Origin of the sequence: Schaalia radingae (assembly GCF_900106055.1) — a bacterium.
GTDB classification, from domain to species: domain Bacteria; phylum Actinomycetota; class Actinomycetes; order Actinomycetales; family Actinomycetaceae; genus Pauljensenia; species Pauljensenia radingae_A.
Window position 1 is genome coordinate 556,841 of record NZ_LT629792.1, and the last position, 24,980, is coordinate 581,820.

General features: G+C 60.4%; 19 protein-coding genes, 1 tRNA gene and 1 pseudogene. 11 read left to right on the forward strand and 10 right to left on the reverse strand.

Annotated features, from left to right (window positions below):
- Positions 1-26: 26 nt before the first annotated feature.
- Positions 27-413 carry a DMT family transporter gene (locus BLT69_RS02380; RefSeq protein WP_083314366.1) on the forward strand — a complete coding sequence of 129 codons (387 nt, stop codon included), beginning with the start codon at positions 27-29 and terminating at the stop codon, positions 411-413.
- 2 nt (positions 414-415) lie between these two features.
- Here the strand turns inward: BLT69_RS02380 and BLT69_RS02385 are convergent, their stop codons facing one another.
- Positions 416-1,759 carry a nicotinate phosphoribosyltransferase gene (locus BLT69_RS02385; protein WP_070725661.1) on the reverse strand — a complete coding sequence of 448 codons (1,344 nt, stop codon included), beginning with the start codon at positions 1,757-1,759 and terminating at the stop codon, positions 416-418.
- Positions 1,760-1,934: 175 nt separating this feature from the next.
- Between BLT69_RS02385 and clpS the strand changes: the two genes are divergently transcribed.
- The 4 genes from clpS to BLT69_RS02405 are packed head-to-tail and all read left to right on the forward strand — an operon-like array spanning position 1,935 to position 4,541.
- A complete protein-coding gene (gene clpS / locus BLT69_RS02390) occupies positions 1,935-2,249 on the forward strand; it encodes an ATP-dependent Clp protease adapter ClpS (protein ID WP_227469160.1) in 315 nt (104 codons plus the stop codon).
- Positions 2,246-2,830, forward strand: coding sequence for a DUF2017 family protein (locus tag BLT69_RS02395; RefSeq protein WP_058236059.1), 585 nt, complete (start codon positions 2,246-2,248; stop codon positions 2,828-2,830). The genes clpS and BLT69_RS02395 overlap by 4 nt, the downstream gene beginning before the upstream one ends.
- A gap of 9 nt (positions 2,831-2,839) precedes the next feature.
- The gene (murI, locus tag BLT69_RS02400; RefSeq protein ID WP_070725660.1) at positions 2,840-3,754 is read left to right on the forward strand and encodes a glutamate racemase; all 915 of its coding nucleotides are present in this window, start codon (positions 2,840-2,842) and stop codon (positions 3,752-3,754) included.
- Between the two features lie 10 nt (positions 3,755-3,764).
- Positions 3,765-4,541, forward strand: coding sequence for an MBL fold metallo-hydrolase (locus BLT69_RS02405; protein WP_058236230.1), 777 nt, complete (start codon positions 3,765-3,767; stop codon positions 4,539-4,541).
- A gap of 59 nt (positions 4,542-4,600) precedes the next feature.
- Here the strand turns inward: BLT69_RS02405 and rdgB are convergent, their stop codons facing one another.
- Positions 4,601-5,236 carry an RdgB/HAM1 family non-canonical purine NTP pyrophosphatase gene (gene rdgB / locus BLT69_RS02410; protein ID WP_070725657.1) on the reverse strand — a complete coding sequence of 212 codons (636 nt, stop codon included), beginning with the start codon at positions 5,234-5,236 and terminating at the stop codon, positions 4,601-4,603.
- A gap of 1 nt (position 5,237) precedes the next feature.
- Entirely contained in the window at positions 5,238-6,020 is a 783-nt protein-coding gene (gene rph / locus BLT69_RS02415; RefSeq protein WP_058236229.1) for a ribonuclease PH, read from the reverse strand.
- Positions 6,021-6,057: 37 nt separating this feature from the next.
- Here rph and nudC point away from each other — a divergent pair, with 37 nt between their 5' ends.
- Together nudC and BLT69_RS02425 are read left to right on the forward strand one after the other, a co-directional pair.
- Positions 6,058-7,107 (forward strand): NAD(+) diphosphatase, encoded by a 1,050-nt coding sequence (gene nudC, locus BLT69_RS02420; protein ID WP_157886319.1) that lies wholly within the window; start codon positions 6,058-6,060, stop codon positions 7,105-7,107.
- A 12-nt stretch (positions 7,108-7,119) separates the two neighbouring features.
- On the forward strand, positions 7,120-9,339 hold the full coding sequence (locus BLT69_RS02425; protein ID WP_257590385.1) for an ATP-dependent helicase: 2,220 nt from the start codon (positions 7,120-7,122) through the stop codon (positions 9,337-9,339).
- A gap of 90 nt (positions 9,340-9,429) precedes the next feature.
- Here BLT69_RS02425 and BLT69_RS02430 read toward each other — a convergent pair whose 3' ends face one another.
- Together BLT69_RS02430 and BLT69_RS02435 are read right to left on the reverse strand one after the other, a co-directional pair.
- Positions 9,430-10,383 (reverse strand): hypothetical protein, encoded by a 954-nt coding sequence (locus tag BLT69_RS02430; RefSeq protein ID WP_092648317.1) that lies wholly within the window; start codon positions 10,381-10,383, stop codon positions 9,430-9,432.
- A gap of 131 nt (positions 10,384-10,514) precedes the next feature.
- Positions 10,515-12,107, reverse strand: a complete 1,593-nt coding sequence (locus BLT69_RS02435; RefSeq protein WP_092648318.1) for a zinc-dependent metalloprotease — start codon at positions 12,105-12,107, stop codon at positions 10,515-10,517.
- 126 nt (positions 12,108-12,233) lie between these two features.
- Between BLT69_RS02435 and BLT69_RS02440 the strand changes: the two genes are divergently transcribed.
- The gene (locus BLT69_RS02440; RefSeq protein ID WP_257590386.1) at positions 12,234-13,562 is read left to right on the forward strand and encodes a YlbL family protein; all 1,329 of its coding nucleotides are present in this window, start codon (positions 12,234-12,236) and stop codon (positions 13,560-13,562) included.
- 78 nt (positions 13,563-13,640) lie between these two features.
- On the opposite strand, the gene BLT69_RS02445 is transcribed toward BLT69_RS02440, so the two are convergent.
- Complete coding sequence (locus BLT69_RS02445) at positions 13,641-14,213, reverse strand: PPA1309 family protein (protein WP_092648319.1); 573 nt, start codon at positions 14,211-14,213, stop codon at positions 13,641-13,643.
- A 401-nt stretch (positions 14,214-14,614) separates the two neighbouring features.
- Between BLT69_RS02445 and BLT69_RS02450 the strand changes: the two genes are divergently transcribed.
- Together BLT69_RS02450 and BLT69_RS02455 are read left to right on the forward strand one after the other, a co-directional pair.
- On the forward strand, positions 14,615-17,647 hold the full coding sequence (locus BLT69_RS02450; RefSeq protein WP_257590426.1) for a UPF0182 family membrane protein: 3,033 nt from the start codon (positions 14,615-14,617) through the stop codon (positions 17,645-17,647).
- A 294-nt stretch (positions 17,648-17,941) separates the two neighbouring features.
- Positions 17,942-18,015: transfer RNA gene (locus BLT69_RS02455), tRNA-Met, on the forward strand.
- Between the two features lie 427 nt (positions 18,016-18,442).
- Here the strand turns inward: BLT69_RS02455 and BLT69_RS02460 are convergent.
- Positions 18,443-18,823, reverse strand: coding sequence for a YbjQ family protein (locus BLT69_RS02460; RefSeq protein ID WP_092648321.1), 381 nt, complete (start codon positions 18,821-18,823; stop codon positions 18,443-18,445).
- Between the two features lie 127 nt (positions 18,824-18,950).
- Positions 18,951-19,547, reverse strand: a complete 597-nt coding sequence (locus BLT69_RS02465) for a mycothiol-dependent nitroreductase Rv2466c family protein (RefSeq protein ID WP_092648322.1) — start codon at positions 19,545-19,547, stop codon at positions 18,951-18,953.
- A gap of 793 nt (positions 19,548-20,340) precedes the next feature.
- On the opposite strand from BLT69_RS02465, the pseudogene BLT69_RS11240 reads away from it, so the two are divergent.
- Positions 20,341-20,844, forward strand: a pseudogene (locus BLT69_RS11240) (alpha/beta hydrolase); the annotation flags it as partial.
- Positions 20,845-21,142: 298 nt separating this feature from the next.
- Here the strand turns inward: BLT69_RS11240 and BLT69_RS02475 are convergent.
- Entirely contained in the window at positions 21,143-22,201 is a 1,059-nt protein-coding gene (locus BLT69_RS02475; protein WP_092648323.1) for a glycosyltransferase family protein, read from the reverse strand.
- Positions 22,198-24,657: a sodium-translocating pyrophosphatase gene (locus BLT69_RS02480; RefSeq protein ID WP_371935760.1), complete on the reverse strand. Its 2,460-nt coding sequence runs from the start codon at positions 24,655-24,657 to the stop codon at positions 22,198-22,200. Before BLT69_RS02480 ends, BLT69_RS02475 begins: the two co-directional genes overlap by 4 nt.
- Positions 24,658-24,980: the final 323 nt, after the last annotated feature.

Genomic DNA, 24,980 nt, shown 5'->3' on the forward strand with positions numbered 1-24,980 from the left:
CGGCCCCAATTGAAAGGGGCTGCATCATGCATTGGCTCGTTCTTGTTCTCTCCGGCGTTTTTGAGGCAGTGTGGGCGACCGCGCTGTCCAAGTCTGAAGGGTTCACCAAGGTGGTGCCCATCATCGTGTTTATCCTCGGAGCAGCGATCTCGATGGGCGGCCTGGGGTGGGCGCTGAAAGAAATCCCCGTGGGCACCGGCTACGCGGTGTGGGTCGGGATTGGTGCAGGCACGACTGCGCTGTGGGCAATGCTCAGCGGTGCAGAACCCGTGCGCGTGGTCCGCATCCTGTTACTGTGCGGAATCATCGCGTGCGTCATCGGCCTCAAGCTCGTGTCCGGTGACGACGGTGTCGCTGCTGCTACGCCATCAGAGGGCGCAGGGGTGACGTCCACCACCGCCGGCGACAACTGAGATCAGTCCAGCTCCACGTAGCGCGTGGAGACTGCAGCTTCACCTTCAGACAGTCGCCACGCCTGGTAAGGCAGCTCGTTGCGTGATTTCAAGTGATGGTCGCGTGCCTGCTTGAGCGCATCGATGCTCCACAGTTCACTGCGAATCTCACCGTCGACAACCAGCGGGATCTGCAGAGGGCGCGCCTTCTGCTTCGTCAGCTCTTCTTCGGCAGCCTTCCGTGTCGAAGCCGTGACCAGGAGTTCCTCGTAGGCGTAGCCTTCCTCGTCGTAGAGGCGGCCGGCGTACTTGCGGCCACCGACCGTGCTCTTGGACTGCGATTTCTTGGCAACGGGCTGCATGACGCCGTCTGAATCTTCACGAGCCACCATCTTGTACACCAGCGCCGCGGTCGGAACCTTGGACCCGGTCACCAGGCGAGTGCCCACGCCGTAGGAGTCCACGGGTGCCGCGCCCAGGGCGGCTATCGCATACTCGTCGAGGTCGGACGTGACGGTGATCTTCGTGGATGTGGCGCCCAGTGAATCAAGCTGGCCGCGCACCGTGAACGCCTGCGCCACCAGGTCACCGGAATCGATGCGCACGCACCCGAGCTCCTGACCCACTGCGCGGGCAGCCTCAACAGCGTTGACGACCCCTTGCGGAATGTCATAGGTGTCAACCAGCAGCGTGGTCGAGGCGCCAAGCAGATCGATCTGCGCGTCGAAAGCTTCGCGCTCGCTGTCATGGAGCAGCGTGAACGCGTGAGCGGACGTGCCGATAGTCGGAATGCCGTAGCGGATACCTGCTTCCAGATCCGAGGTGCCGGCAAATCCGCCGATCACTGCGGAGCGGGCAGCTGAAACGGCGGCGCGTTCATGGGTGCGGCGCGCACCCATATCCAGGCAGGGACGGCCGTGAGCTGCGATCGTCATGCGGGATGCCGCAGATGCGATCGCACAGTCATGGTTGAGGACCGACAACAGCAGCGTTTCCAGCAGCACACATTCTGCGAAGGAGCCCTCCACGGTCAGCAGTGGCGATCCGGCGAAATAGCATTCGCCTTCCTGGTAGCCGTCGATCGTGCCGCCGAAACGGAAGTCTCTGAGATAATCCAGCGCGTCGTCGGACACGATTTTCTGATCGTGGAGCCAGTCGATTTGCTGGTCGGTGAATTCGAAACGCTCCAGCGCCTCGAGGATGCGGCCGGTGCCCGCAACGACACCGAAACGGCGGGTTGCTGGCAGGCGACGACCGAACAGTTCGAAGACCACTTTGCGGGACGCGGTTCCGCGCTTCATCGCAGCGTCCAGCATGGTCAGCTCATACATGTCTGTTAACAGAGCAGTTGAAGGTGAAGCAGGCATACCCTCAATCTACTCTCTTTTCACCGGAAAGACCGACTCGCCGGCAATCTGCTTGCCACTCAAAAGGCCAGTGGGAGCGCCATGAAATGAGTGTGAATGGCCAGAAGCGGCGCGCGCGAAAATGCACTGCGTCAAAACGGCACGGCTAAACCTGCGGGGCCATACGCTTAGGAGCATGAGCGGGAGGTCTATGACAACGTCGTTTCACGACCGTGCGGTTCCTGATCAGCCGCGCGAGGATGCCTCGTCATGCCCATTGGCACAGTGGCAAACCGTGGTGTGGGATGACGTGGTGAACCTGAACGACTACGTGGTAGAAGTGCTGATTCGACACTTCGGATACTCGCGTCACGCTGCCGACGAACTGACTGCGCAGATCCACACATTCGGCCGGGCCGTCGTGTCAACTGGAATCAGAGAACGCATGGAAGCTGATGTGCTGGCCATGCACGGATACGGCCTGCACGCCACGCTGGAGCAACTCACATGATCACTGCGTTCGCACTGCAGGAAGCCGGATACGTCTGCAACGTGTCGACGCAGTTCCTGCACCTGTTGCGCCAGCTCATTGAAGAAATACTGGTCGTCCTCGACGAGCCGGGCGAACTGTCCACCTTCGTGCTCGCCGCCACCGAAGTGGAAACCACGCGCGATGAGCCACACGACCCGGCACTGGGGAGCCTGCTCCCGCCCATGAGCGACGACCCACCGGAGGCGGCGAATCTGCGAGCCCTGACCGAAGATTTCCTGCGTGCGGAAAAAGCGGCGCGACTGCGGCGGATCCACACCGAACTCTCGTCTGCAATCGGCACAGACACGGTGGTGATAATGGTCACCCACCAGGAAGTGTGGGACTGGCTCGCTGCCCTCAATGACGTGCGACTGGCTCTGGCGGGTGAACTGGGTATTGACTCACGTGAAGCGGAGAATAAAGTCGCTGAGCTTGCGCACGCATGTGACCTGGAGCAGCCGCTCAGCGAGGCAACGATGAGTGCCGGAATGTACATGATGGTCACGTGGTGGCAGGATTCACTACTGACAGCGGTGCGCGAGGAGGCCTGGTCGCATTAGTCTCCAAACATGGACAGTGCTCCGATAGGGATCTTTGACTCAGGTTTAGGCGGCTTGACGGTCGCCCGCGCCGTCATGGACAAGCTCCCTCACGAACGCATCGTCTATCTGGGGGACACAGCCCACACGCCGTACGGTCCGCGCCCAATCGCACAGGTCCGCCAGCTCGCGTTGACCTGCCTGGATGAACTGGTCGAACGCGGCGTGAAAGCACTGGTCATCGCCTGCAATACGGCGACCGCAGCAGCGCTGTCAGATGCCCGTGAACGCTACACGGCGCAGCAGGGAATCCCGGTCATCGAAGTGATCACACCGGCCGCGCGCTCAGCGATCCGTGCCACCCACAACCGCCGAATCGGCATCATCGGCACCTCCGCAACCATCCAATCCCAGGCTTACAACCAGGCGCTCGCAGCAGTTCCGGACGTATCCGTCTTTTCAGCCGCATGCCCCCGCTTCGTGGAATTCGTCGAAGCAGGCATCACCACCGGGCCGGAGCTCGAGGCCGTCGCACGCGACTACCTGGCACCACTGATCGACGCCGACGTCGACACCGTCATCCTGGGGTGTACGCACTACCCGCTGTTGACTGGCATCATCAGCCAGACGATGGGTGAGGACGTCACCCTCGTCACTTCGTCGGAAGCAACGGCCAACGACACGTACAAACTGCTGGTGGAGCGCGACATGACCGCTCCCATCCCCGAACAGGCCAGCACAGAGCAGTCGGTGCTCACCGAGCCTGCCCACGAATTCCTGACAACGGGAGCTCCTGAGACGTTCGAACACCTCGCGCGCCGATTCCTGGGACCGGAAGTGCGCTCGGCTCATAACATTCACGGTCCTGCATCTACCGCCGATGCACGGCTTGCGCGAGACGGAACGCCTCCGGATGCCGCACCCGACACACCACGGAAAGAGTGATGACATGTCAATGACGCTGACCATCATCGGATGCACCGGTTCAATGTCCGGCCCGCACTCACCTGCGTCCTGCTACCTGCTGCAGACGCAGGAAACACGTGAGGACGGCACGACGCGAACGTGGAATATTGCATTGGAGATGGGGCCGGGTGCCTTCGGGCAGCTCTGGCGCGTCATTGACCCGGCAGACCTGGACGCAGTGATCTTTTCGCACTGCCACGCCGACCACATGGGCGACGTGATTTCCCTGCACGTGCACCGCAGGTGGGGGCCGGGACGAGGCTGCGGCACACTCCTGCTGGCAGGTTCAGAACAACTGCCTGAACGGGTGCGCCAGATTGACGGGTGTGACCCGGCGGAGACATACACCGATGAATTCGAGTTCTACCGGATGCGCCCGGGCGTTCCCTTCAACGTGGGTCCCCTGACCATCACGCCCAGCACTGCTCAACATACCGTCGAAGCCTTCGGCGTGCGCATTGAGGACGAGGGTGGCGCCACCATGTTCTTTACCGGCGACACCGACCAGTGCGACACGATTATTGAGGGTGCGCGCGGTGTCGACCTGCTGCTCAGCGAAGCCGGATTCACCGAGGCTGACACGACGCGCGGCATCCACATGTCGGGTGTACGTGCGGGCGAGGTCGCCACGCAGGCCGGTGTCAGGCGAGTGGTGCTCACTCACATTCAGCCGTGGACCCCGGTCGACACGGTGATGAGTGAACTGCGCCAGACCTGGCAGGGGGAGGCGCAGATCGCCCGCGCTGGTGACGTGTTCGAAATCTGAGGCGACCAGCCTGCGGCTGTGGGCAGTGAGCCTGCGGCTGAGGCCAGTCTCTTCAGAATCTAGGACGCCAGTACGCGTGCCACGTGCGGGGCGAGCGCACGAAACGCAATGCCGCGGTGACTGATCGCATTCTTGTCCTCGGGGCTCATCTGGGCGGTTGTGCAGTCGAAGCCGTCGGGAACAAAAATCGGGTCGTAGCCGAATCCGCCGCTGCCGTGGCGTTCGCGCAGCAGGTGGCCGTGCACCTCGCCGCGTTCCACAAAAGTCTGCCCATCAGGTGTGACGAGCACTGCCGCTGACACGAATGCGGCACCGCGATGCCGATCGGGCACATCCGCAATCTGAGCGAGCAGCAAGTCCAGATTCGCCGCGTCATCACCGTGATGTCCACTCCAGCGCGCTGAGAAAATCCCGGGCGCCCCGCCCAGCACGTCCACCGTGATTCCTGAATCGTCAGCGATAGTGGGCAGGCCGGTCAGTTCACACAGGTGACGCGCCTTGATCAGCGCATTGTCCTCAAAGGTGATGCCGTCTTCGACAGGTTCATCTGCGCCGGCCTGCGCCAGCGTCACGATGTATCCGTCGTGAACTCCCGGCACGAACGGATCCAGGATTGCGCGCAGCTCTGAGACCTTATGCGCGTTCGACGTGGCAAATGCCAGGACTGGTGTGGCCAGCGCGTCGCCCTCGTTCATCTCAATCCTCCAACGAGACGGTTGTGCCGACCTCGGCTTCCAGTGCGCGCTGCTGCAGGTTATGTAGCGTCGCATTGCCGGCGGTGGCCAGGTCGAGCAGCTGCCCGAGCTCCTCCCGGTCAAAGAGGGCGTGCTCAGCGGTGCCCTGAACTTCGACGAATTTACCGGAACCGGTTTGCACGACGTTCATGTCAGTCTGGGCGCGCACGTCTTCCTCGTACGGCAGGTCCAGCATGGGAACGCCGTCGATGATTCCCACTGAAATGGCGCTGACTGAGTCGGACAGCACGGGAGCGGACGCCTGTGGATGAATGAGGCCGTTTTCAGTTCCCCACCTGACAGCATCGGCCAGCGCAACCCATGCGCCGGTCACAGATGCGGTGCGGGTGCCACCGTCGGCGCGCAGCACGTCGCAATCCAGCACGATCGTGTTCTCACCGAGGGCTGCCATATCCACCACTGCGCGCAGTGAGCGACCGATGAGCCGGGAAATCTCCTGAGTGCGCCCCGAAATCTTGCCTTTGACAGATTCACGCTGACTGCGGTCCGACGTTGCGCGCGGCAGCATCGCGTATTCGCCGGTCACCCAGCCCAGGCCGGAGTCCTTCCGCCAGCGCGGGACGCCGGCAGTCAGGGATGCCACGCACAGGACGCGGGTGTTGCCTGATTCGATCAGTACGGAGCCTTCACCGGTCCCGGACCATCCGCGGGTCATGCGAACGGAACGAAGCTGGTCGAGTGCGCGCCCGTCGGCGCGAGTTTCTTCATTATTTTCAAGTGTCATAGTGACCACGGTAGTGCGAACCGTTACTGTGGTCATTATGGAACTCGATCTTCCACTGGCGCGCGGCGCACTCGACGCGATGACGACGATGCGCGAAAAATCCACCATCTCGCAGATTCTGAACGACGGTCCTGCCGCATTTCACGGCCTTGTCGACGGGGAAGTCAGCAATATTCGTCTCTTCTTCCTCGATTCGACAGGATCTGTCGGACTCATCCCATCAGGTGACGGACTTCACGTCTTCAGCGTGCCTGCCTCGTGCGCGTCCCTCTTCTCTTTCCCCATTGACGAGGACGACGCTGCCCTGATCGGACGCACTGGCAACGGGGTTGCCTACATCGCCATTGCACTGCCCACAGGACAGGAAGATGCTCTTGAAGAAACGCTCGGCGAGAGTGGGCAATCAGAGGGCATTTGCGATCTGAGTTGGCACAGCGTGCGCCGCGTCGGGCACCTGCTGAGTGACGATGACAGTGCCATGACAACCGCCGCAAGCGCCCTGCTGTTCTGGCGCGCCGCCACCAGCTTTTGTGCCCGATGCGGCGCAGCGGTGCGGCCCACAGGCTGCGGCTGGACCGTCACATGCAGTCAGTGCGATCACATCGAATACCCGCGTCAGGATCCGGCAGTGATCGTCGCCATCGTTGATGACGATGAGCGATTGCTCCTGGCACACAATTCAGGATGGAAGACGGGGTACTACTCGTTGATCGCCGGCTTCATGGAAGCGGGTGAGGCACCCGAACGTGCAGTGGCGCGTGAAGTGCGTGAAGAAGTCGGACTGGATGTGAGGCAGGTTCGATATCAGGGTGCGCAGCCGTGGCCATTTCCGCGCTCGCTGATGCTGGGATTCACCGCTCATGTCACGGGCGGGCACGACAGTGAGCCGGACGTGCGTCCCGATGGTTCCGAAATAACGAATGCCGCGTTCTATTCGCGCGACGAGTTCGCTCAGTGTCTGCGCGATGGTCGGATCATCGCATCAGGGCCGACGGCAATTGCACACGGGCTGATCGAACAGTGGTTTGGTGGCCCGTACCTGCATCTGCAGCAGGGCACACGGTCCGCAGATGCACGTGCCCACTGAGACAATGCCTCTATGACAGACAGCATGATGGAAGCGGAGCAGCTTCTGGACGCCCTCGATGAGGATCAGCGGCGCGTTGCCCAACAGGTACGCGGCCCGATGGCTGTCCTCGCGGGGGCAGGAACAGGGAAAACTCGCGCAATCACGTACCGCATCGCATACGGTGCGGCTACCGGCGCGTACGATCCGGTGAGCGTCCTGGCCGTAACCTTCACACAGCGCGCTGCAGCCGAGATGCGTCAGCGACTGCGGGATCTGGGCGTGGCTGCGGCTCAGGCGCGCACTTTCCATTCCGCTGCGCTGCGCCAACTGACGTATTTTTGGGAAACAGGGTTTGGCGGTAGGCGCCCGGACTTGATCGAACACAAGGCATCACTGGTTGCGTCAGCTGCCGCGCGCTGTGGGATCAGGGCGGACAAGACCACGGTTCGTGACCTGGCGGCAGAAATTGAATGGTCAAAAGTCTCCATCGTAGATGCCGAACGCTATGCGCCAGTGGCGCGCAGACAGGGACGTATCCCCCCGGCGGGCCTGGAGCACTCAGAGTTCGCTCGCCTGTTTGACGCTTACGAGGAAGCGAAAATGGATCGCGCCGTCATCGACTTTGAGGACGTGCTGATTTTGATGTGCGGCCTGATGGAAACACGTGAGGATATTGCCCGGCATATCCGCTCTCAGTACCGCAATTTTGTGGTCGATGAGTACCAGGACGTGTCCGCGCTGCAGCAGCGCCTCCTGGACCTGTGGCTGGGGGAGCGCCATGACGTGTGCGTGGTCGGTGATGTCGCTCAGACGATCTATTCCTTTGCCGGGGCAGACGCATCCTATTTGGCCAGGTTTGCGCAGCGTCATCCAGGGACGCGCGTAGTGGAACTGACCCGTGATTACCGCTCAACCCCTCAGATTGTGTCGATAGCGAACCGAGTGATGGAACGGGCTGGCAGGTCGCGACTCAGTGCAGGCACCGCAGCAAGTGGTGCTTCGGGTGACGGCTCAGGGGCCCGTCCCTCGACAGGTGCGATGGCAGGTGCCGTCCACCTGGTGTCGCAGCGGCCATCCGGCGCTGCAGTGGCGTTTCGGACCTATGGCGATGACATGGAGGAAGCTGCTGGTGTCGCGCAGCGCATCGCAGCACTGGTCAAGTCCGGTGATACCTCCTTGCATTCATGCGCGATCCTGTACCGCACGAACTCGCAGTCAGAAGTTTTTGAAACGGCCTTGTCGCAGGCCGGGCTGTCATGTGTTGTTCAGGGCGGCAAACGTTTCTTTGAACGTGAAGAAGTCAAACGCGCCATGCTGGTTCTGCGGCGCGAGGCAACCGCGCAGCGCCGTCACGACGGTGAAGACTTTACCGACGGAGCAGATGACGGCGCAGACGGGGCGCACGCCCCTGATTCTGTGGACGTGAGCGGCGACACCGAACTGGTTGCCACGGTTAAAGAGCAGCTCGCCCTGGTGGGGTGGAGCCCGGACGCTCCACAAAATGCCGGTGCTGAACGTGAACGATGGGACAACCTCAATGCGCTGGTCAGCCTTGCTGAAGAACGCGCCCACCTGACGCTGCCCAAATTCGTCGATGAGCTGGGGGAACGCTCTGTCGCTCAAGCTGCCCCCACAGTCGATGGCGTCACGCTGTCCACGCTGCATGCAGCGAAAGGACTGGAGTGGGACAACGTGTTCCTGGTCGGTGCCAGCGAAGGGCTGCTGCCGATCTCACTGGCCACTACTGCGCAGGCACGGGAAGAAGAACGACGCCTGCTCTATGTCGGCTTGACGCGTGCGCGTGATCGCCTCGAAGTGTCGTGGTCGCGTTCCCGTGGCACTGGCCGCAGCCATAAGAACAGGTCACGCACATCGTTGCTCGATGGTATCTGGCCCAGGGAAGATGAATCTGCGCGCAGCATCGCCCGTTCACGTGCGCGATCATCTCAGCCACGCCGCAAGGCTGACGATATGGAAGCCTTTGAACACGAGTTCGGGCCGCAGGCAGTGGCAGCATTTGAAGCGCTTAAACAGTGGCGTCTTGAACAGGCTCATGCCCAGTCGAAACCAGCATTTACCGTCTTTGTCGATTCCACGCTGCGCGACATTGCGTCGGCTCGTCCCAAGACGCTGCGTCAACTTGGAGTTATCCGAGGCGTGGGTCCTGTCAAACTTGATGCCTATGGTCCTCAGGTTCTGGCCATTCTGCGCGGTCTGGATGACGCGGATGCTGACGGAGCCTCACAATAGGTGAGAATCCGACAGTGGGTGCGGATCCTGGTCGACCACACGATCTGGCACTTCACCACGCATCTTGCCGGGCGCGGCTCCAGAGCAGACTCATGAGTAGGCGCGGATAGTGACCGGCTCGTGGGATGGAACGGCGTCTTCAAAGGGTGTGCCGTAAGCCCCGCACCCGCAGCGCTCATGTGGTGCGATCGCACTGAGCCTCACCTGCCCGTCGGAATCAACATGCGCGGTTAAGGCATCTGGCCCGCACATTTCGGACTCACCAAGTACCGAGTACCCCAGCGTTCGGGCGACGGCCGTGGCCGCACACAACGCTGCCTGACACTCACATGCCGGTGGCAAGGGGCCAACCGGCCACTGTTCCATCTGCGTGGCCAGCAGCGGCCACGACGCATCAGTATCAACTAAAGCCAGTGCCGCACACTGCGCGCACGGGGTGTGCCCAGGTATCACCAACGGTCCGATGACTACGGAGCGTTCATGGCGCGTCATCACCAGGTGCTGCTGGTCATCAGCCAGTAAGAACCCGCACGCGGCCAGGTCAAGTGTTCGTGGCCGAGACACCACCGTCAGATCACTGCGCGACAGGGAACCGACAAACACGTGTGGAAAACGCGCTCGGATCATCTCGCCTGCAGCGTACGCGCGGCACGTTGCGAACGTGTCGGCGGGCATCAGATCAGCGAACTTCCCGATCGATGGTCGCGGATCACGAAACTCAAAACGTGAAAAACCGCTGCGTATCAGCAGTTCAACGAGGCGCACGCTCAGGGCGTCAAGCCCGTCAATGCAGATCCCTTCACGCATGGCGGGTGCCTCACCCTCGTCAATGAGATGAGCCGCGCGCAAGCGGGAGACAAGAGGAAGCACGTGCGGCAGCATGCGGACAGGAGGGTCCTCAGGTGAGGAGGATGCGGCCTGCACGAGCCACTCGCGTTGCGCGGATGTGACCTGGGTGAACACGACACACTTGGATGGATCTGAACCAATCTGAACGGTCGTCGGGTCGCGCCAAAGGACCGCTGTTCCTGGGATGATGCGCATACTGTCTCCTCGCATGTCATGGTGTCCTCATGGTCGGGACGGTCACCGGTAGTGCCAGTCCAGATTGTGACGCCCATGCATGCCTGAAGTCAGCAGCAGTGCGAGATCTGTGGATAACCGCGGGGCGGCGGCTAGTCGCGTGAGTCGGAGCCGTCAGGATCCGTCGGGTCAGAAGTGTCAGTGTCTGACGGGTCAGCGTCGGGGCGGTCGGCCTCGTCGGATGCGCCGGTATCCGCCTGGCCGTCTGAATCAGGCTGATCGTCGGGGATCACACCGGCTTCGCGCAACGAATCCATCTCCGGATCGTCACTCGGGCTCAGGCCCTCCGCCCAACCGAGCGTGCCATCCAACATGGCGCTCAACGCTTCATCAATGTCAGCCGATTCCTCGCGCTCGCGGGCACGCCGATCCAGGAACTCGGTCGGCTCGTCAAGATCCTGAGCGGTCGGAATCATGTCAGGGTGGTGCCACAGTGCTTCGCGCGCCTCGGTGCCCTGAGCCTGCTCAACGATAGTGAACAGCTTCGCTGCACCGCGCGCGCGACGCGGACGCATGGTCAGGCCGATCAGCGACCCTAACATCTGCTCGGCGGGACCACCCGTTGCGCGCCGGCGACGCATCAATTCACGCAGGCGATCCGCATGAGGCAGATACGGAGCGACGGCGCGGGCAGTGGTCACCTCCACCCAGCCTTCGACCAATGCCAGCAGCGTTTCCAGGCGTTCGAGTGCTTCGGTCTGACGCTCAGTTGGCTCTGTGGCAAAAATCTGATCAGTCATCGACGTGCTAAAGGATGACGGGTCCGCCGGATCGATGTTGCGAGCCGCGTCAGCGATCGCGTCCGTGTCGATCGCAATCTCAGCAGAATACTTTTCCACCGCGCGTACAAGATCGGAACCAAGCCACGGAACGGATGCGAAAAGACGCTGGTGAGCGCATTCGCGCACGGCGAGGAACTGCTGGACTTCCTCACGCGGCATTTCCAGATCCTTGGTGAATTCGTGAATATTGCCAACGACGAGTGCGGTCTGATCCAGGCCCGCCAATGGAATACCCACATCGGTTGAACTCAGTGCTTCGCCGGCCAAGCCTCCCAGTGCCTGACCGATCTGCATGGCGAAGACCATCGCCGCCAGTTTCGGCATCATCTCACTGGTACGCCCGGCCAGCTCTCCAATTCCTTCGGGCATTCCGGGCATGTGGAGCTGTGCCATCATCTGCGAATCACCGAACTGTTCCTGCATGGCTTCGACCAGTGCGCGAGATACATTCGACGCGACCGGTTCGCACATGCGTTTCCACATGTCGAGCGTGTGATCAATCCAGTCGACGCGTGTCCATGCCTGCCTGTCGCCACCGCGGTGCGTAAAAGACGTCACCGGGTCAAGCCACAAGTCGGCAACCGTCATCGCTTCACGTGCCTGCGCAGCTTCAGCTGCCGTCACGTTGGGGGACTGGCCAAAAGTGCTCTGACGTGCCAGATCGGAGGCAACTGACCAATTGACTGGGCCTGACGTCGTGTTCATCAGCGCGTTGAACTGACTCATCATCGCCTGCAGCTGGCCAGGGTTACTCATGAAAGACGGCATCTTCGATGAGTCAAACCCCTGCTCACGCATAGCACGTGCGGCCTCCTCGCCGGCATCTTCACCAAGCAGGCGGCGCAAAATTTCTTCCAACGGGTCGGGGGCAGAGTCATCCGGGCGGTCAGTTTCATCGCTCATGCCCTGAGCCTACTCGTTCAGATGCCCCAGCGGAACACGGGCGTGATGCGTGCGCTGTCAGCGGAAAAGCAGGGGAGCTACGTATCGATTGATGCCGGGCGCCCGACAATATGTCACGATTGAATCGTGCACATTCAACGCAATGACTCATCTGCCGACTTTGAGACGACACCGGGCGACACAGGAAACCGGCCCGAAGAAGCACTGAAAGACAGCGCCGAGACGGCGAACACTGCGCGTGAAGTGACAGCTGCAGATGCTGAAAACGACGAGAACCGGCAGCCGGGTGCGACCGACAAGAAACCCCACGGTCTGCTGCGAAACCTGTGGTGGATAGTGCCGGGCATCGTCTTTCCGATCGTGTGCGCCCTCATCACCCTGATCCCGGTGCCCTATGTGGTCAATGCCCCTGGTCCCACAGTCAACATTCTCGGAACTCACGAGGGCGCCCCTACCATTCAAATCAGTGGGAATGATCCGAAAACGGGCAAACCTGTCGAACTGGATCCCGTGCACGAAACTGAACAAGACGACGGTGACCAGACCGGGCAGTTACGTATGGTCACGGTCCTTCAACGCGGCGGACCGGGAAACAGTCTGGCAACGCTCGATCTGATTCGGGCATGGTTCTCCGGTCACGACGAAATCATTCCGTACCGGGAGGTTTTCCCTCCGGACGTGACCAGCGAAGAGGCCAAGGAAGCCGCTCAGATGCAGATGAAATCATCGGAATCAGCAGCGTCCGTGGTTGCCCTCGAGCATCTGGGATGGGACGTGCCCGCTGACGTGCAAGTTGAGGGCGCCGTTCCCGGATCAGACGCTGTAGGCAAGGTGGAGCAAGGTGACCAGATCGTGTCCATCACCACGCCAGATGGCACAGTGCATCCAGTTGATTCGGGATCTGTCCCATTTGCGCTGATGCGGACAGTTCCGCCCGACTCGCAGATGACGCTCACGGTTGTGCGTAACGGGAAAACGATCGATATCCCGATCGTATCCAGCAAGAAAGCGCTGCCGGATCCTGACTCTGAAGAAGCCACCTCGTCATCGCTGCTGGGTGTGTACCTGTCTGTTCATCCGCAGCTCCCACTCGATATCGACATCACGCTTCAGGACGTGGGCGGTCCTTCGGCAGGAATGATGTTTGCACTGGGAATCTATGACCGGCTGACCCCGGGAGACCTGACCGGGGGAGTGATAATCGCCGGCACCGGAGCCTTGTCATTTGACGGCCAGGTGGAGCCGATCGGCGGCATCCAGCAGAAAATGGTGGGCGCGAACAACGACGGTGCTCAGTGGTTCCTGGCCCCCGGCACCAACTGTGACGAGGTAGTGGGGCATATTCCCGACGGACTGAACGTGACGCGCGTGGATACGTTCGACGATGCGCTCACCGCCGTCACTGCAATTGCGGCTGGAACAACGGATTCGTTGCCCACCTGCGAAGCCAGGTAACAGCGCACAGGTTCCCTCGTCACTTCGCTGTAGGCGTCGTGACACGCCACAACATGACGAGCTGCGCAGGTCCCCTCGTCAATCCTGACCGTCGTCACTCAGGGACGCGAGCAGTGCCTGCGACAGGCCCGGAACCAGATCCTCACCCACCGCAACCGCTTCATCCGTGTCGAAGGTACGCGTGCGCACCGCAGACCACGTCAGCCCCGTTCGCATCGCACCGACGACCAGGCGCACCTCCGTGCGAGACGGGTGCTCCGCGATGAACGCCAACGCCTCATCGGGATCATCAGGCGCCGCAGCCTCCACCTCAGGGGGCACCACGATGCGTTCAACGCTCAGAGCTGCGCCCGCAACGGAGCGCGGCCATGCCAACTGTGCCAGCACCGATTCCAGATCGTCAGAGTCGAGCGGCTCCTGAGCGATGGCAGACAGGTGTTCAGAGGAACCATCCCACCCACTCTTGAGCTGCTCGACCACGTCAGCTGGCATGGCGGGTTCATCTATAAGCTGACGCGTGGGGACCAGGGCGTACAGCATCGGCGGGCGGTCCCACCCCAGGCGCGCAGCAGCCCGCTCAATTTCACGCACACACGCCGCGAGGGCGCGTTGAGCAGGAGACAGGTCACGGTCACGTCCAGCTTCAGTCATGGTCTTATCGTGGCACGAGGGCGGCCCGGATGCGAGGAACGACCAAGCTTGAGGCGCCTAATAACGGTAGAATGGACAGCACATGCGGAAATCGAGTAAGAGAGGATGACGCGGTGAGCGCCTTCCCGACTAGCAGGTCCAGCTCCGGTGATTCGAAGCCTTCGGACGGAAACGGGCCATTTGATACCAGCGAGATCCTGTCTGCGCTGTTCGGCCAGCAAGCCGGCTCAGCAGCCGGACGATTCAAGGGGACAGGCCCCTTCCGTCAGCGTGCCGAAGACGGTGATGACGGTTCAGGCGACTCCGGATCAGGAGACGGCGGCGGTCGCGGTTCAGGTGGTGGACGCGGCTCAGGTGGCGGCTCCCACAGCTCATCATCCGGTAAGAGGCGCTTCGGTCCGCTGGCGACGACTCTCGCGATCCTGGCTGCCATTTTTGTGATCGTCTACGTTGCGTCATCATTTTGGACGGAGATCCTCTGGTTCAGCCAGATGAAGTCTACGCGCATCCTGTGGACCCGGTGGGGAACGATGGCGGGCCTGTTCGTCCTCGGTTTCGCCATCATCTTCGCTGCGATCTCGGCGGCGATTCAGATTGCGTACCGTCACCGCAGCGATTCCAGTCGAGGTGACGAGGGAGCCAACCTGCGGCACTATCGCGACACCATCGAACCGATGCGCAAACTCGTTTTCTGGGGAGTCCCGGCGCTCATCGCGCTCATCAACGCCGGACGACTGTCCTCGCAGTGGGACACGTTCCTGATGTTCTTCAAACGTCAGCCCTTCGGCAAGTCTGAGCCGATCTTCGGAATCGACAACTCGTTCTTCGTTTTCACGCTGCCTTTCTTCCAGGCAATCGTCTCATTCTTCATGTCAGTGACAATCTGGTCGCTGATCGCCGCGGTGATCGTGCACTACCTGTACGGCTCGTTAGCCCTGAGCCCGCGCCCGCATGCCACAAAATCCGCACGCATCCACCTCGGTGTCATGGCAGCAATCATCTCCTTGCTTTTCGGCCTGAACTACTGGCTGGGTCGCTACGGTCTGCTGACCAAGATTGGTGAGCCAACCGACGGCGCGCTCTACACCGACATCAACGCTCAGTTGCCCGCCCAGTCCATCCTCGCCGTTATTTCCGTGCTGGTGGCAGTCCTCTTCCTGGTCGCCGCATTCAAGGGAACGTGGCGTCTGCCCCTGACGGGGGTGGTGGTCACAGTGGTGTCCGCCCTCGTCATCGGGATGGCGTACCCGGCTCTGATTCAGCGCCTCTACGTCACGCCGAACGCCCGAAACGCAGAGGCTCCCTACATTCAGCACAACATCGATGCGACGCTGGAAGCCTACGGGTTGAACGACCTCGAGTTCCAAAGCTACGAGGCGCGCACCACCGCTGCGCCCGGGCAGTTGCGCGAGGACACGGAATCAACCTCGCAGATCCGACTCCTGGACCCGCAGGTCATCACCCCCACCGTCACCCAGCTGCAGCAGTCGCGCCCGTACTACGACTTCGGATCGGGCATGGCCGTGGACCGTTACGTGGTTGACGGCGAGCGCCGCGACACGGTAATCGCCATGCGTGAGCTCAATCTTGAGGGCCTGTCATCTGAGCAGCAAACATGGGTGAACCGCCATACGGTCTACACGCACGGGTTCGGTGTTGTGGCCGCATACGGTAACCAGGTCACCACGGATGGCCTGCCCGCCTACTGGGAAAAGTCCATTCCATCTGAAGGTGAAATGGGAGACTACGAACCGCGCATCTACTTCTCGCCCTCGTCTCCGAACTATTCGATTGTGGGCGCACCTGAAGGCGCTGAGCCGCAGGAACTGGACTACCCCGATGACACGGCGGCGTCCGGCCAAGTGCGCTACACCTTCCAGGGCGATGGCGGCCCCTCGGTCGGTAACCTGTGGAACAAGCTGCTGTACTCGATCAAGTTCGGGTCCTACGACATTTTCTTCTCCTCGCAAACCAACTCGCAGTCACAGATTCTGTACGATCGTGATCCGCTGACTCGTGTGGCCAAGGTTGCGCCGTACCTGACGCTGGAGCAAAAGCCTTATCCGGCAGTTGTCGACATGGACGATGATCCGTCTACGCCGAAGCGTCTGGTGTGGGTCGTTGACGCGTACACAACGTCAAACGCCTACCCGTATTCGGCGCACCAGCAGCTGGATCAGTCGACAGTGGATTCGCTGTCCTCCGACGCCAGCCAGTTCGTCAGCGCCGGTAACACGGTCAACTACATGCGTAACTCCGTCAAGGCTGTTGTCGACGCATATGACGGGCATGTGCGCCTGTTCCAGTGGGACAACGAGGATCCGGTTTTGAAGACCTGGATGGGTGTCTACCCGAACACAGTGGAGCCGTTGTCTGAGATTTCCGGTGATCTGATGGCGCACCTGCGCTACCCGGAGGATCTGTTCAAGGTGCAGCGCGACCTGTTGACCTCGTACCACGTGACCGAGGCTGCCCAGTACTACACCGGTGGTGACCTATGGAGGCTGGCGCAGGAAACGTCAACGGCCGCGCTGGCGAGCGCTCAGCAGCAGGGTGTGGAGGGTATCCAGCAGCCCGGACAGTCCACTCCTCAGATCCCGCAACCGCCGTACTACCTGACCATGCAGATGCCTGGGCAGGAAAGCGCAGAGTTCTCGCTGACATCGGTATTCGTGCCGGGCGGTGCGTCCAAGCGTGAAGCTATGGCAGGCTTCCTTGCGGTTGATTCGGAGACGGGCAACGAGCCGGGCAAGGTGCGTGAGGGGTACGGCAAGCTTCGACTGATCGCGTTGCCGTCTGACCTGACGGTGCCTGGCCCCGGTCAGGTTCAGAACGCCTATGACTCGAACCAGCAGATCGGTTCGCAGTTGAACCTGCTGAACCAGTCGGATTCGACGGTTATCCGCGGCAACCTGCTGACACTGCCTGTTGGCGGCGGTTTGCTGTACGTCCAGCCTGTCTACGTTCAAGGTAAGGGCACGGCCTCGTATCCGGTGCTGCGCATGGTGCTGACAGCGTTCGGTAACCAGGTCGGGTTTGCGCCCACGCTGCAGGAATCGCTCGATCAGACCTTTGGTGGTGATTCAGCGGCGACAGTTGCTGACGAGGTTGGAAGTTCGGGCGACGAGGGAGACTCCACTTCTCCCGCTGTTCAAAGTGCGCAGGAGAAACTCAATGCTGCGCTTGTTCAGGCATCCCAAGCCATGCAAGAAGCCGATGCGGCGATGAAGGCCGGTGATTGGGCTGCCTACGGTACGGCTCAGAAGAAGCTGGACACTGCGCTGACGAACGCGTTGAACGCTCAAGCTGAGATGGGTGAGGACGTCAGCGGTGCTGCGGTGCCGGGACTGGGAGGAGCCGATGGCGCTCAGTCGGGTGCGACGAACAGTCTGACCGGAGACTCGCAAAGCGATGACGGGGGTGGAAACGGCTAGGGAGGTAATCGCGCGGGCTGACCTGCCTGACCGGTAGGCCGGACAGTCGAACCCGTAGCGGAAGGCACGCACCAGTGGCGGCTTGCAGGAAGGTTGTCAGACCTGAAGCGAGCCGCCACTGGCATATCTGACGCCATGTCTTTTTCTTGCTCGACATCTTGTGCGCTGCCACAAGACTTCCTGGAAGGTGAGGCAGTTGACAGATGCGCAGTCCTGTCATGATGCATCTCACCGCTGCAGCTCTTGCCGGGCTGGAAGCGCCCTATTACAGTAGAAGACACAAGGAAATACAGACGCGGGGTGGAGCAGTTCGGTAGCTCGCCGGGCTCATAACCCGGAGGTCGGAGGTTCAAATCCTTCCCCCGCTACGAATCGAGACTCTTGATCAGCACGAGCGCTGATCAAGAGTTTTTCTTTCCCGTTTTCTTTCCCGTTTTCTTTCCCGTTTTCTTTGCCGTTTTTCTTTCCAACCATCGCCGTTTCCTTACCCGCCGCCGATGAGCGAAAGCGTCAACCTCGAACGAGAGCGTCAACCAGTCAAGGTAAGAGAGCCGTTGCGGGCTGTCTCACCATTCGAGAATCGCATGATAGCGCGGAAAAGTCGATGTCAGTTCCGCCGCAGTAGTGCGTCGATGGCGCTTCTACCTTGACCGGTTGACGATCGGAGGGGTCAATGACCTTGACCCGTTGACGATCTGGCAAAATCCAAGGCGTTTGCCTACCCTAGACGCACCTTGAAAGGCCGCGTTGGTGTTTGCGTGGGCAGTAGTCGATTCCGATCCAGCGGTAGGCGACTTACCGGCGGGCACCTCGGGTCTGATCCATGGACTGCAGTGTGGCACCGGCTTGGCCCTGAGGAATCGGTGAGACAACAACTGCCGTTCCGTACACGCAAACCTCCGTCATTTGCTCGGCAAGCTCGCCGGTGTCGAAGGGCATCGCGATGACCGCGTTGGCTCCTCTGCGGGCAGCCTGATCCACCATGCGTGACATCACCTGTTCGCGCGAGTCGATCATGATGCGGGTGTACTCCGGGATTTCGCCTCCGCCGATGGTGCGGAACGAAGCAGTAAAGGTCTGGCCTATACTCGCGGAGCGAACCGTCAGGCCCATCACTTCTCCCAGAACCGCATCGATTCGGTACCCGGGAATGTCATTTGTTGTTACAACAATCATATGAAATACAGTAAAACACTCCGGGCGATAACGGTTTACCTCAGGGGGGATTCCGCGGCCACTTCTCCTGACGGCTACCTCATCTGGCAGGGCGGCTGTTAGCGCACTGCGCCAGGTGAGAATCAGATCAGTCGAACTGCGGGCCGGTTGTGCGCGTGCGCTTCAACTCGAAGAATCCGGGCGTACGTGCCAGAGCAACGCAGCCGTCCCAAAGATCCAGTGCCGCCTGACCATGCGGAGCAGGAGAGATCACCGGCCCAAAGAACGCGACACCGTCAAACGCGATGATGGGAACGCCAACCTCGTCACCGACCAACTCCAACGCATGCGCTACAGAGGAACGCAGTGCCTCGTCCGATGACTCCACACCGTTGGTGATAGCCTCGGGAAATCCGGCTGCCTTCACCGCGTCGGCGATGACATCACTTCCCAACTCTTTTGACTGATTATGCAGGCGCGTACCTACCTCGGTGTAGAGGGAGGCTACAGCCTCACTGCCGTGAGTGTCCGCAACCTTCTGAAACAATAACGACAGGCCGCGCCCCTGCTCGACATGTGCACGATACTCCGCATCAATGTCCTTGCCTTCATTCAGAATCGCCAGAGAGAACGGGTGCCATGTCACTTCAAAATCGCGTGCGCGAGCCACTTCTTCGACCCAGCGAGACGTGATCCACGTCCACGGGCATGTTGCATCGAACCAAAAATCTACGTGAGTACTCATATGTCTATCGTGGCGTATAAACCACGATCGCGCATTGCATTCTTGAAGGAAGGCCCGCTCTTCGCGCTGATTTCGCGAGGCGAGTCGTGCTTTACGGCATTCTCACAGGTAAGTAGTGCACACTGAGCCTGTGAATCTCATGAGTGGTTGGGTCGTCCTATTTGCCGGAGTACTGGCGCTGTGCGCACTTATTGGCACGTCCACGCTTTTGCGCCCTGCCGGACATCTTTCGCCCAATCGCGAGGGAGCGCGCACGTCGTTCATACGTATCCTCAGACGCCAGGTGACAGCTTTTATCGCCCTGTGCATTACGACGAGTCTCATGTGCACCACATTCGCTTTGCTGGCCAACCGCACCATGTCATTCCTTCGTACTCCTTCTGAGGTTGTGGAATTGGTCAAGAATGCGCTCGGTGCAGGCGACACTCGCGTATCAGCGTTTGCGCCACCCAGACAAGGTGAACAGGACCAACACGTCGATCCACCGGAACTCGCCTACGACGCGCAGCTGCACGTATGGCGAGGAACGCTGAGCGGCGCGCAGTCCGGCTTGACGCGCGAAGTTGCCGTCTGGGCGCCACCCGGCTACGCTCCGGTCGGAGCGATACCTACTGCCTCCCAGAGTGACAGCGCCGACACGCCTATCCCGCTTTCGCGGGCCATCGTGCTTTATCACGGGTACGTGGGAACAGCGATTGGCACAGTTCAGTCACTCGAACTCACCGAACGCATAGCACCACTGGTCGAACGAGGCGAGATTCCTCCAACGCTGCTGATCTTCCCTGACCTGTCAATGGGCGGGGCAGAGCCGGACTGCGTTGACGTTGACGGGCACCCCAAAACTGAAACCTTCGTTGTCACTGATCTAGTCCCAGCGATCCGCGCAGCATTCCCAAGTATTCCGTATGATCCCGACCATTGGGCCGTAGGCGGATTTTCATCAGGCGCATACTGTGCGCCTGTTATACATGTGCGCCACCGTGACGTCTTTGGGACAGCTGTGGCGATGGGCGGGTACGATACTCCAGAATTAGGCGCTCTGAAAAATGCCGATCAGGCGACAAGGGACGCATTCACCATTTCACACTTGCTCGCTCAGCCGCATGATGTGCCCCTCAGAGTCCTCGCGATGGGCGTATATGCGGACAGGGATGCCATGACTTTTGGCACTGCCTTGCAGAAACTGGCGCGCACACAACCTAACGATACCTTCGTATCGGTCATGAAGTCCGAGGGAGCCCACGGCTGGACAACATGGCGCGAGGATCTGCCCTCAGCGTTGAAATGGTGGAGCGGTAGGGAAGTGCAGTCGGACGCTCCGACAGCCCCGCCATGGTGGCAGATCACCCAAACTGTGCCGCTGATCGGGAGCTTTAGCGCGTGGGGGATTGCCATGGCGACATCCCTGATGCGTGTGCGGATGAGGATGCGTACCGGACGGGTGCGGCGCGCTGTGACGGACTTTTTCCTCGCGGCACTCACCTGCATACTCGGGGCGCTTGTAGCGCTCCTCTTGGTCAATAACTCCGAGGTTTTCTTCTACTCGTGGGATGATCTGTGGACGAATTTCCTCAACTTCCTGCACTAGCCTGTGATCAGCTGAACCACTCCTTGACCGCGGCGAGTATCTCACGGTCGAACGCGTCATCACTGTGACGGTCGTGGATCCACGACACGAAGCTGCCCGACACAAGCTCATCGAGCTGCGCACGACACCGATCAGTTTCCGTCAATGCCCAGCGCAGCAAGTCAGCAGCCGCATCCTCGTCGCCATCGGGATACATGAAGGGATACCCGTCCGGCAGCAAAGCCCTGGCCCACGGAAGATCCGGGAAAATTCCGATCGCTCCGGCACCCATCGCCTCCACATAGGACAGGCCGTAGGATTCCTCGCTGGCGGTCGCCACAAACGCCGTCGTGTGCGACAGCGCCTGCCAGTATGACGCGCGCGAGGCGGTCAGCGACCCCACCCAGATCCACGGCAGCTGTGAATACTCCATCGCCTTCTCAGAAACCAGGTGCGACTCGTGCAGTCGCATCTCCACACGCAGATCCGTGTCTTCCTGCACGGCGGACACAATATCCATGAACATGTCAGGGCGCTTGCGGTTGGCAAGGTAGATTGCCGGATACAACACCACGGGCGTGTCAGGTTCATGACGCGGCTGCACATGCTCCAGGCGGAATCCCAGGTTCACCCACGACAACTCAGCCTTCTGAGCTAACGGTTGAACGGTCCACCGCTCCACGACTTCACGCACTTCAGCCGCTGTGCGTTCCGAGTTTGCGAACGTGGGGAACAGAGCGCACGACAACGCGAGGGCACACACCTGGACGTGCTGCTCAAGCGTGTTAACCGGGAACCACACGAAGTTCATGATCTTCGGAATATTGCCGCCCGAGGCATGGTAGACGGTGTTCCATGTGCCCAGTGAGTCCACCACATCCATATTGATGATGACCGTGTCATCGGGATTGATTGATTCGAGCGGCATCACGGTGAAACCCTTGCAGCGCCGTGCCACAGGGCCGATGATGCTGGAATCGGGGAAGATGCGCAGGATTCGCCTCACCAAAGTGGCACCGGCGTCATGACCGGTGACTCGGCCGCCCTCGTCAATGAGGGTCGCATCGCGTTTGATGGCAATTCTCATTGCTGTGCTCCAATCTGAGATGCAGGGGAATCAGCGGGGGAGTCCTCGCCGTCGGCCGGATCCTCCATCGGCGCCTGTATACGCATGTGGTAGAAGGAACGGTAGACGAAGAACGCGGACACCAGTGCGAAAATGACGGCCAGCGTGTAGACGAGGGCGCTCAATCCCTGTCCAGTCAGTGACACTGCCAGTTCCACTGCCAGCAGACCGAACAGCGTGGTGAACTTGATGATCGGATTCAGGGCAACGGAGGACGTGTCCTTGAACGGATCGCCGACCGTGTCACCCACGATCGTCGCGTCATGCAGAGCGGTTCCCTTGGCGTGCAGGTCAACCTCGACAATCTTCTTCGCGTTATCCCATGCACCACCCGCGTTCGCCATGTAAATAGCCTGGTACAGGCCGAAGATGGCGATCGAAATGAGGTAGCCGATGAAGAAGTACGGCTCAACGAATGCGAATGACAGAGTGGCGAAGAAAACCGCCAGGAAAATCGTCAACATGCCTTGTTGCGCGTACTGTGTGCAGATCTCCACTACGCGGGTCGAATCCTTTTCGGAGGCTCGTTCCGTGTCATCGTCCAGTTTGATGGACGTCTTAATGAACTCGACGGCACGGTAGGCGCCTGTGGTGACTGCCTGAATCGATGCGCCGGAGAACCAGAAGATCACCGCCCCACCCATAATCAGGCCCAGCAGGAACGGAGCGTGCAGGATCGACAGATAGTTCAGACCTTCTTCGAGGCGATTCGTCAAACCGATGATGATCGAGAAAATCATCGTCGTCGCACCTACAACAGCGGTGCCGATGAGGACCGGCTTCGCAGTGGCTTTGAAGGTGTTACCCGCACCATCGTTTTCTTCCAGCATGAGTTTGGCGTTATCCCACTGCGGGGCGAAACCGTCGGAGCGCTGAACTTCCTCGTCAATTCCGTCGATCGCTTCAATGCGGGAAAGCTCGTAGACGGATTGCGCGTTGTCGGTCACAGGGCCGTACGAGTCGACTGCGATCGTCACTGGCCCCATTCCCAGGAAACCGAACGCCACCAGGCCAAAGGCGAAGACAGCAGGTGCCAGCATGTAGTCGCCCAGTGTGACCTCGGAAATCAGGAACGCGCCACCCATCAGGCCAACAATTGTGATGCCCAGCCAGTAGGCAGAGAAGTTGCCGGCGACCACGCCTGACAGAATGTTCAGCGATGCTCCGCCCTGGCGTGAACTCTTCACCGTTTCACGCACGTGGCGCGACGTCGTGGAGGTAAAGACCTTCACCAGCTCGGGGATAAGTGCGCCAGCCAACGTGCCGCACGTGACGATCGTGGCCAGCTCGACCCACAGGGCGCCGCCTTGCGGTGCGAGGACCAGCCACGACATCAGGTACGTTGCAGCGATGCAGATAATCGAGGTGAACCACACCAGCGAGCTCAACGGGGCCTCAAAGTTCATTGTTGTGGCATCGCTGTATCGCGACGCCACGATGCGCGCGTTAATCGCGTAGGCCAGAGCCGAAGCCAGAATCATGGCGACACGCACGGAGAACACCCACACCAGCAGCGTTGCCTGAAGAACGGGGTCATTGACGGCCAGGATAATGAACGTCACCAGAGCCACGCCTGTCACACCGTAGGTTTCAAAACCATCAGCGGACGGTCCCACCGAGTCGCCTGCATTATCGCCCGTGCAGTCAGCGATAACACCGGGGTTGCGCGGGTCGTCCTCGTCAATTTTGAACACGATCTTCATCAGATCCGCGCCGATGTCGGCAATCTTTGTGAAGATGCCGCCGGCTATACGCAGGGCCGAGGCTCCCAGAGACTCACCGATGGCGAAGCCGATGAAACAGGCACCGGCAACGTCATTGGGCAGGAACAACAGGATGATCAGCATCATCAGCAATTCGAGGGAAATGAGGACCATTCCAATCGACATGCCGGACTTCATGGGGATTCTATGGATCGGCAGCGGCTTGCCCCGCAAGGAGGCGTAGGCGGTGCGCGCGTTGGCGAACGTGTTGACGCGGATACCGAACCACGCCACGGAGTAGGAGCCAGCCATTCCCAGAAGCGAAAATGCGACCACAATGAGCATCTTCCCCCACGGGAAGCCGACCAGAACCTTGTAGTAGATGACGATAACTGCGGTGATGAAGACCCACAGAATCAGCAGGAAACGTCCCTGTTTCTTCAGGTAGGCCTGGCATGTTGCGTAGATCAGCTCCGCGACCTCCAACATGGAGCCGTGTACCGGCATCTTCTTGAGCTGCATGTAGGTGGCGAGGCCGAATCCCAGTCCAAGCAGGCAGACGATCAGGCCGATAATCAGCAGAGTCTGTCCCGAAAATCCACCGATGACAGTGACTTGTGACAGGTCAGGGAGCACGAGGTTTGCTTCACCGCCGTGCACGTTTGATGACGGGTCTTCGGCGGCGGGGAGGGGTCTGGCGAATCCGCACAGCAGCAGTGCGAACGGCAATGCGCCCAGCGCACCCAGGAATGTACGGCGCGAGCGCGGCGGCGTGGGCGAGGTGGAGCGCACGGCGCTGTAACGCGAGCGAAGTGAAGTGAGGGGAGGCCATATGGGGGTATGAGTGATGCGTGTCATCGGTCCTCGATTTACAGGTAGAGCATCATTGCTGTACTTGTCACCCTAGACATTTGTTGCTCACCCCGTTCGCAAACAATGCGGCCAATGTCACACGATGATTGGAAGAATGTGAGCCAGGTCATTATGAGGGTTGCCTGCTGGGTCCTTGGTCCCATCGGAGTGCGGAGTGGCTGGTG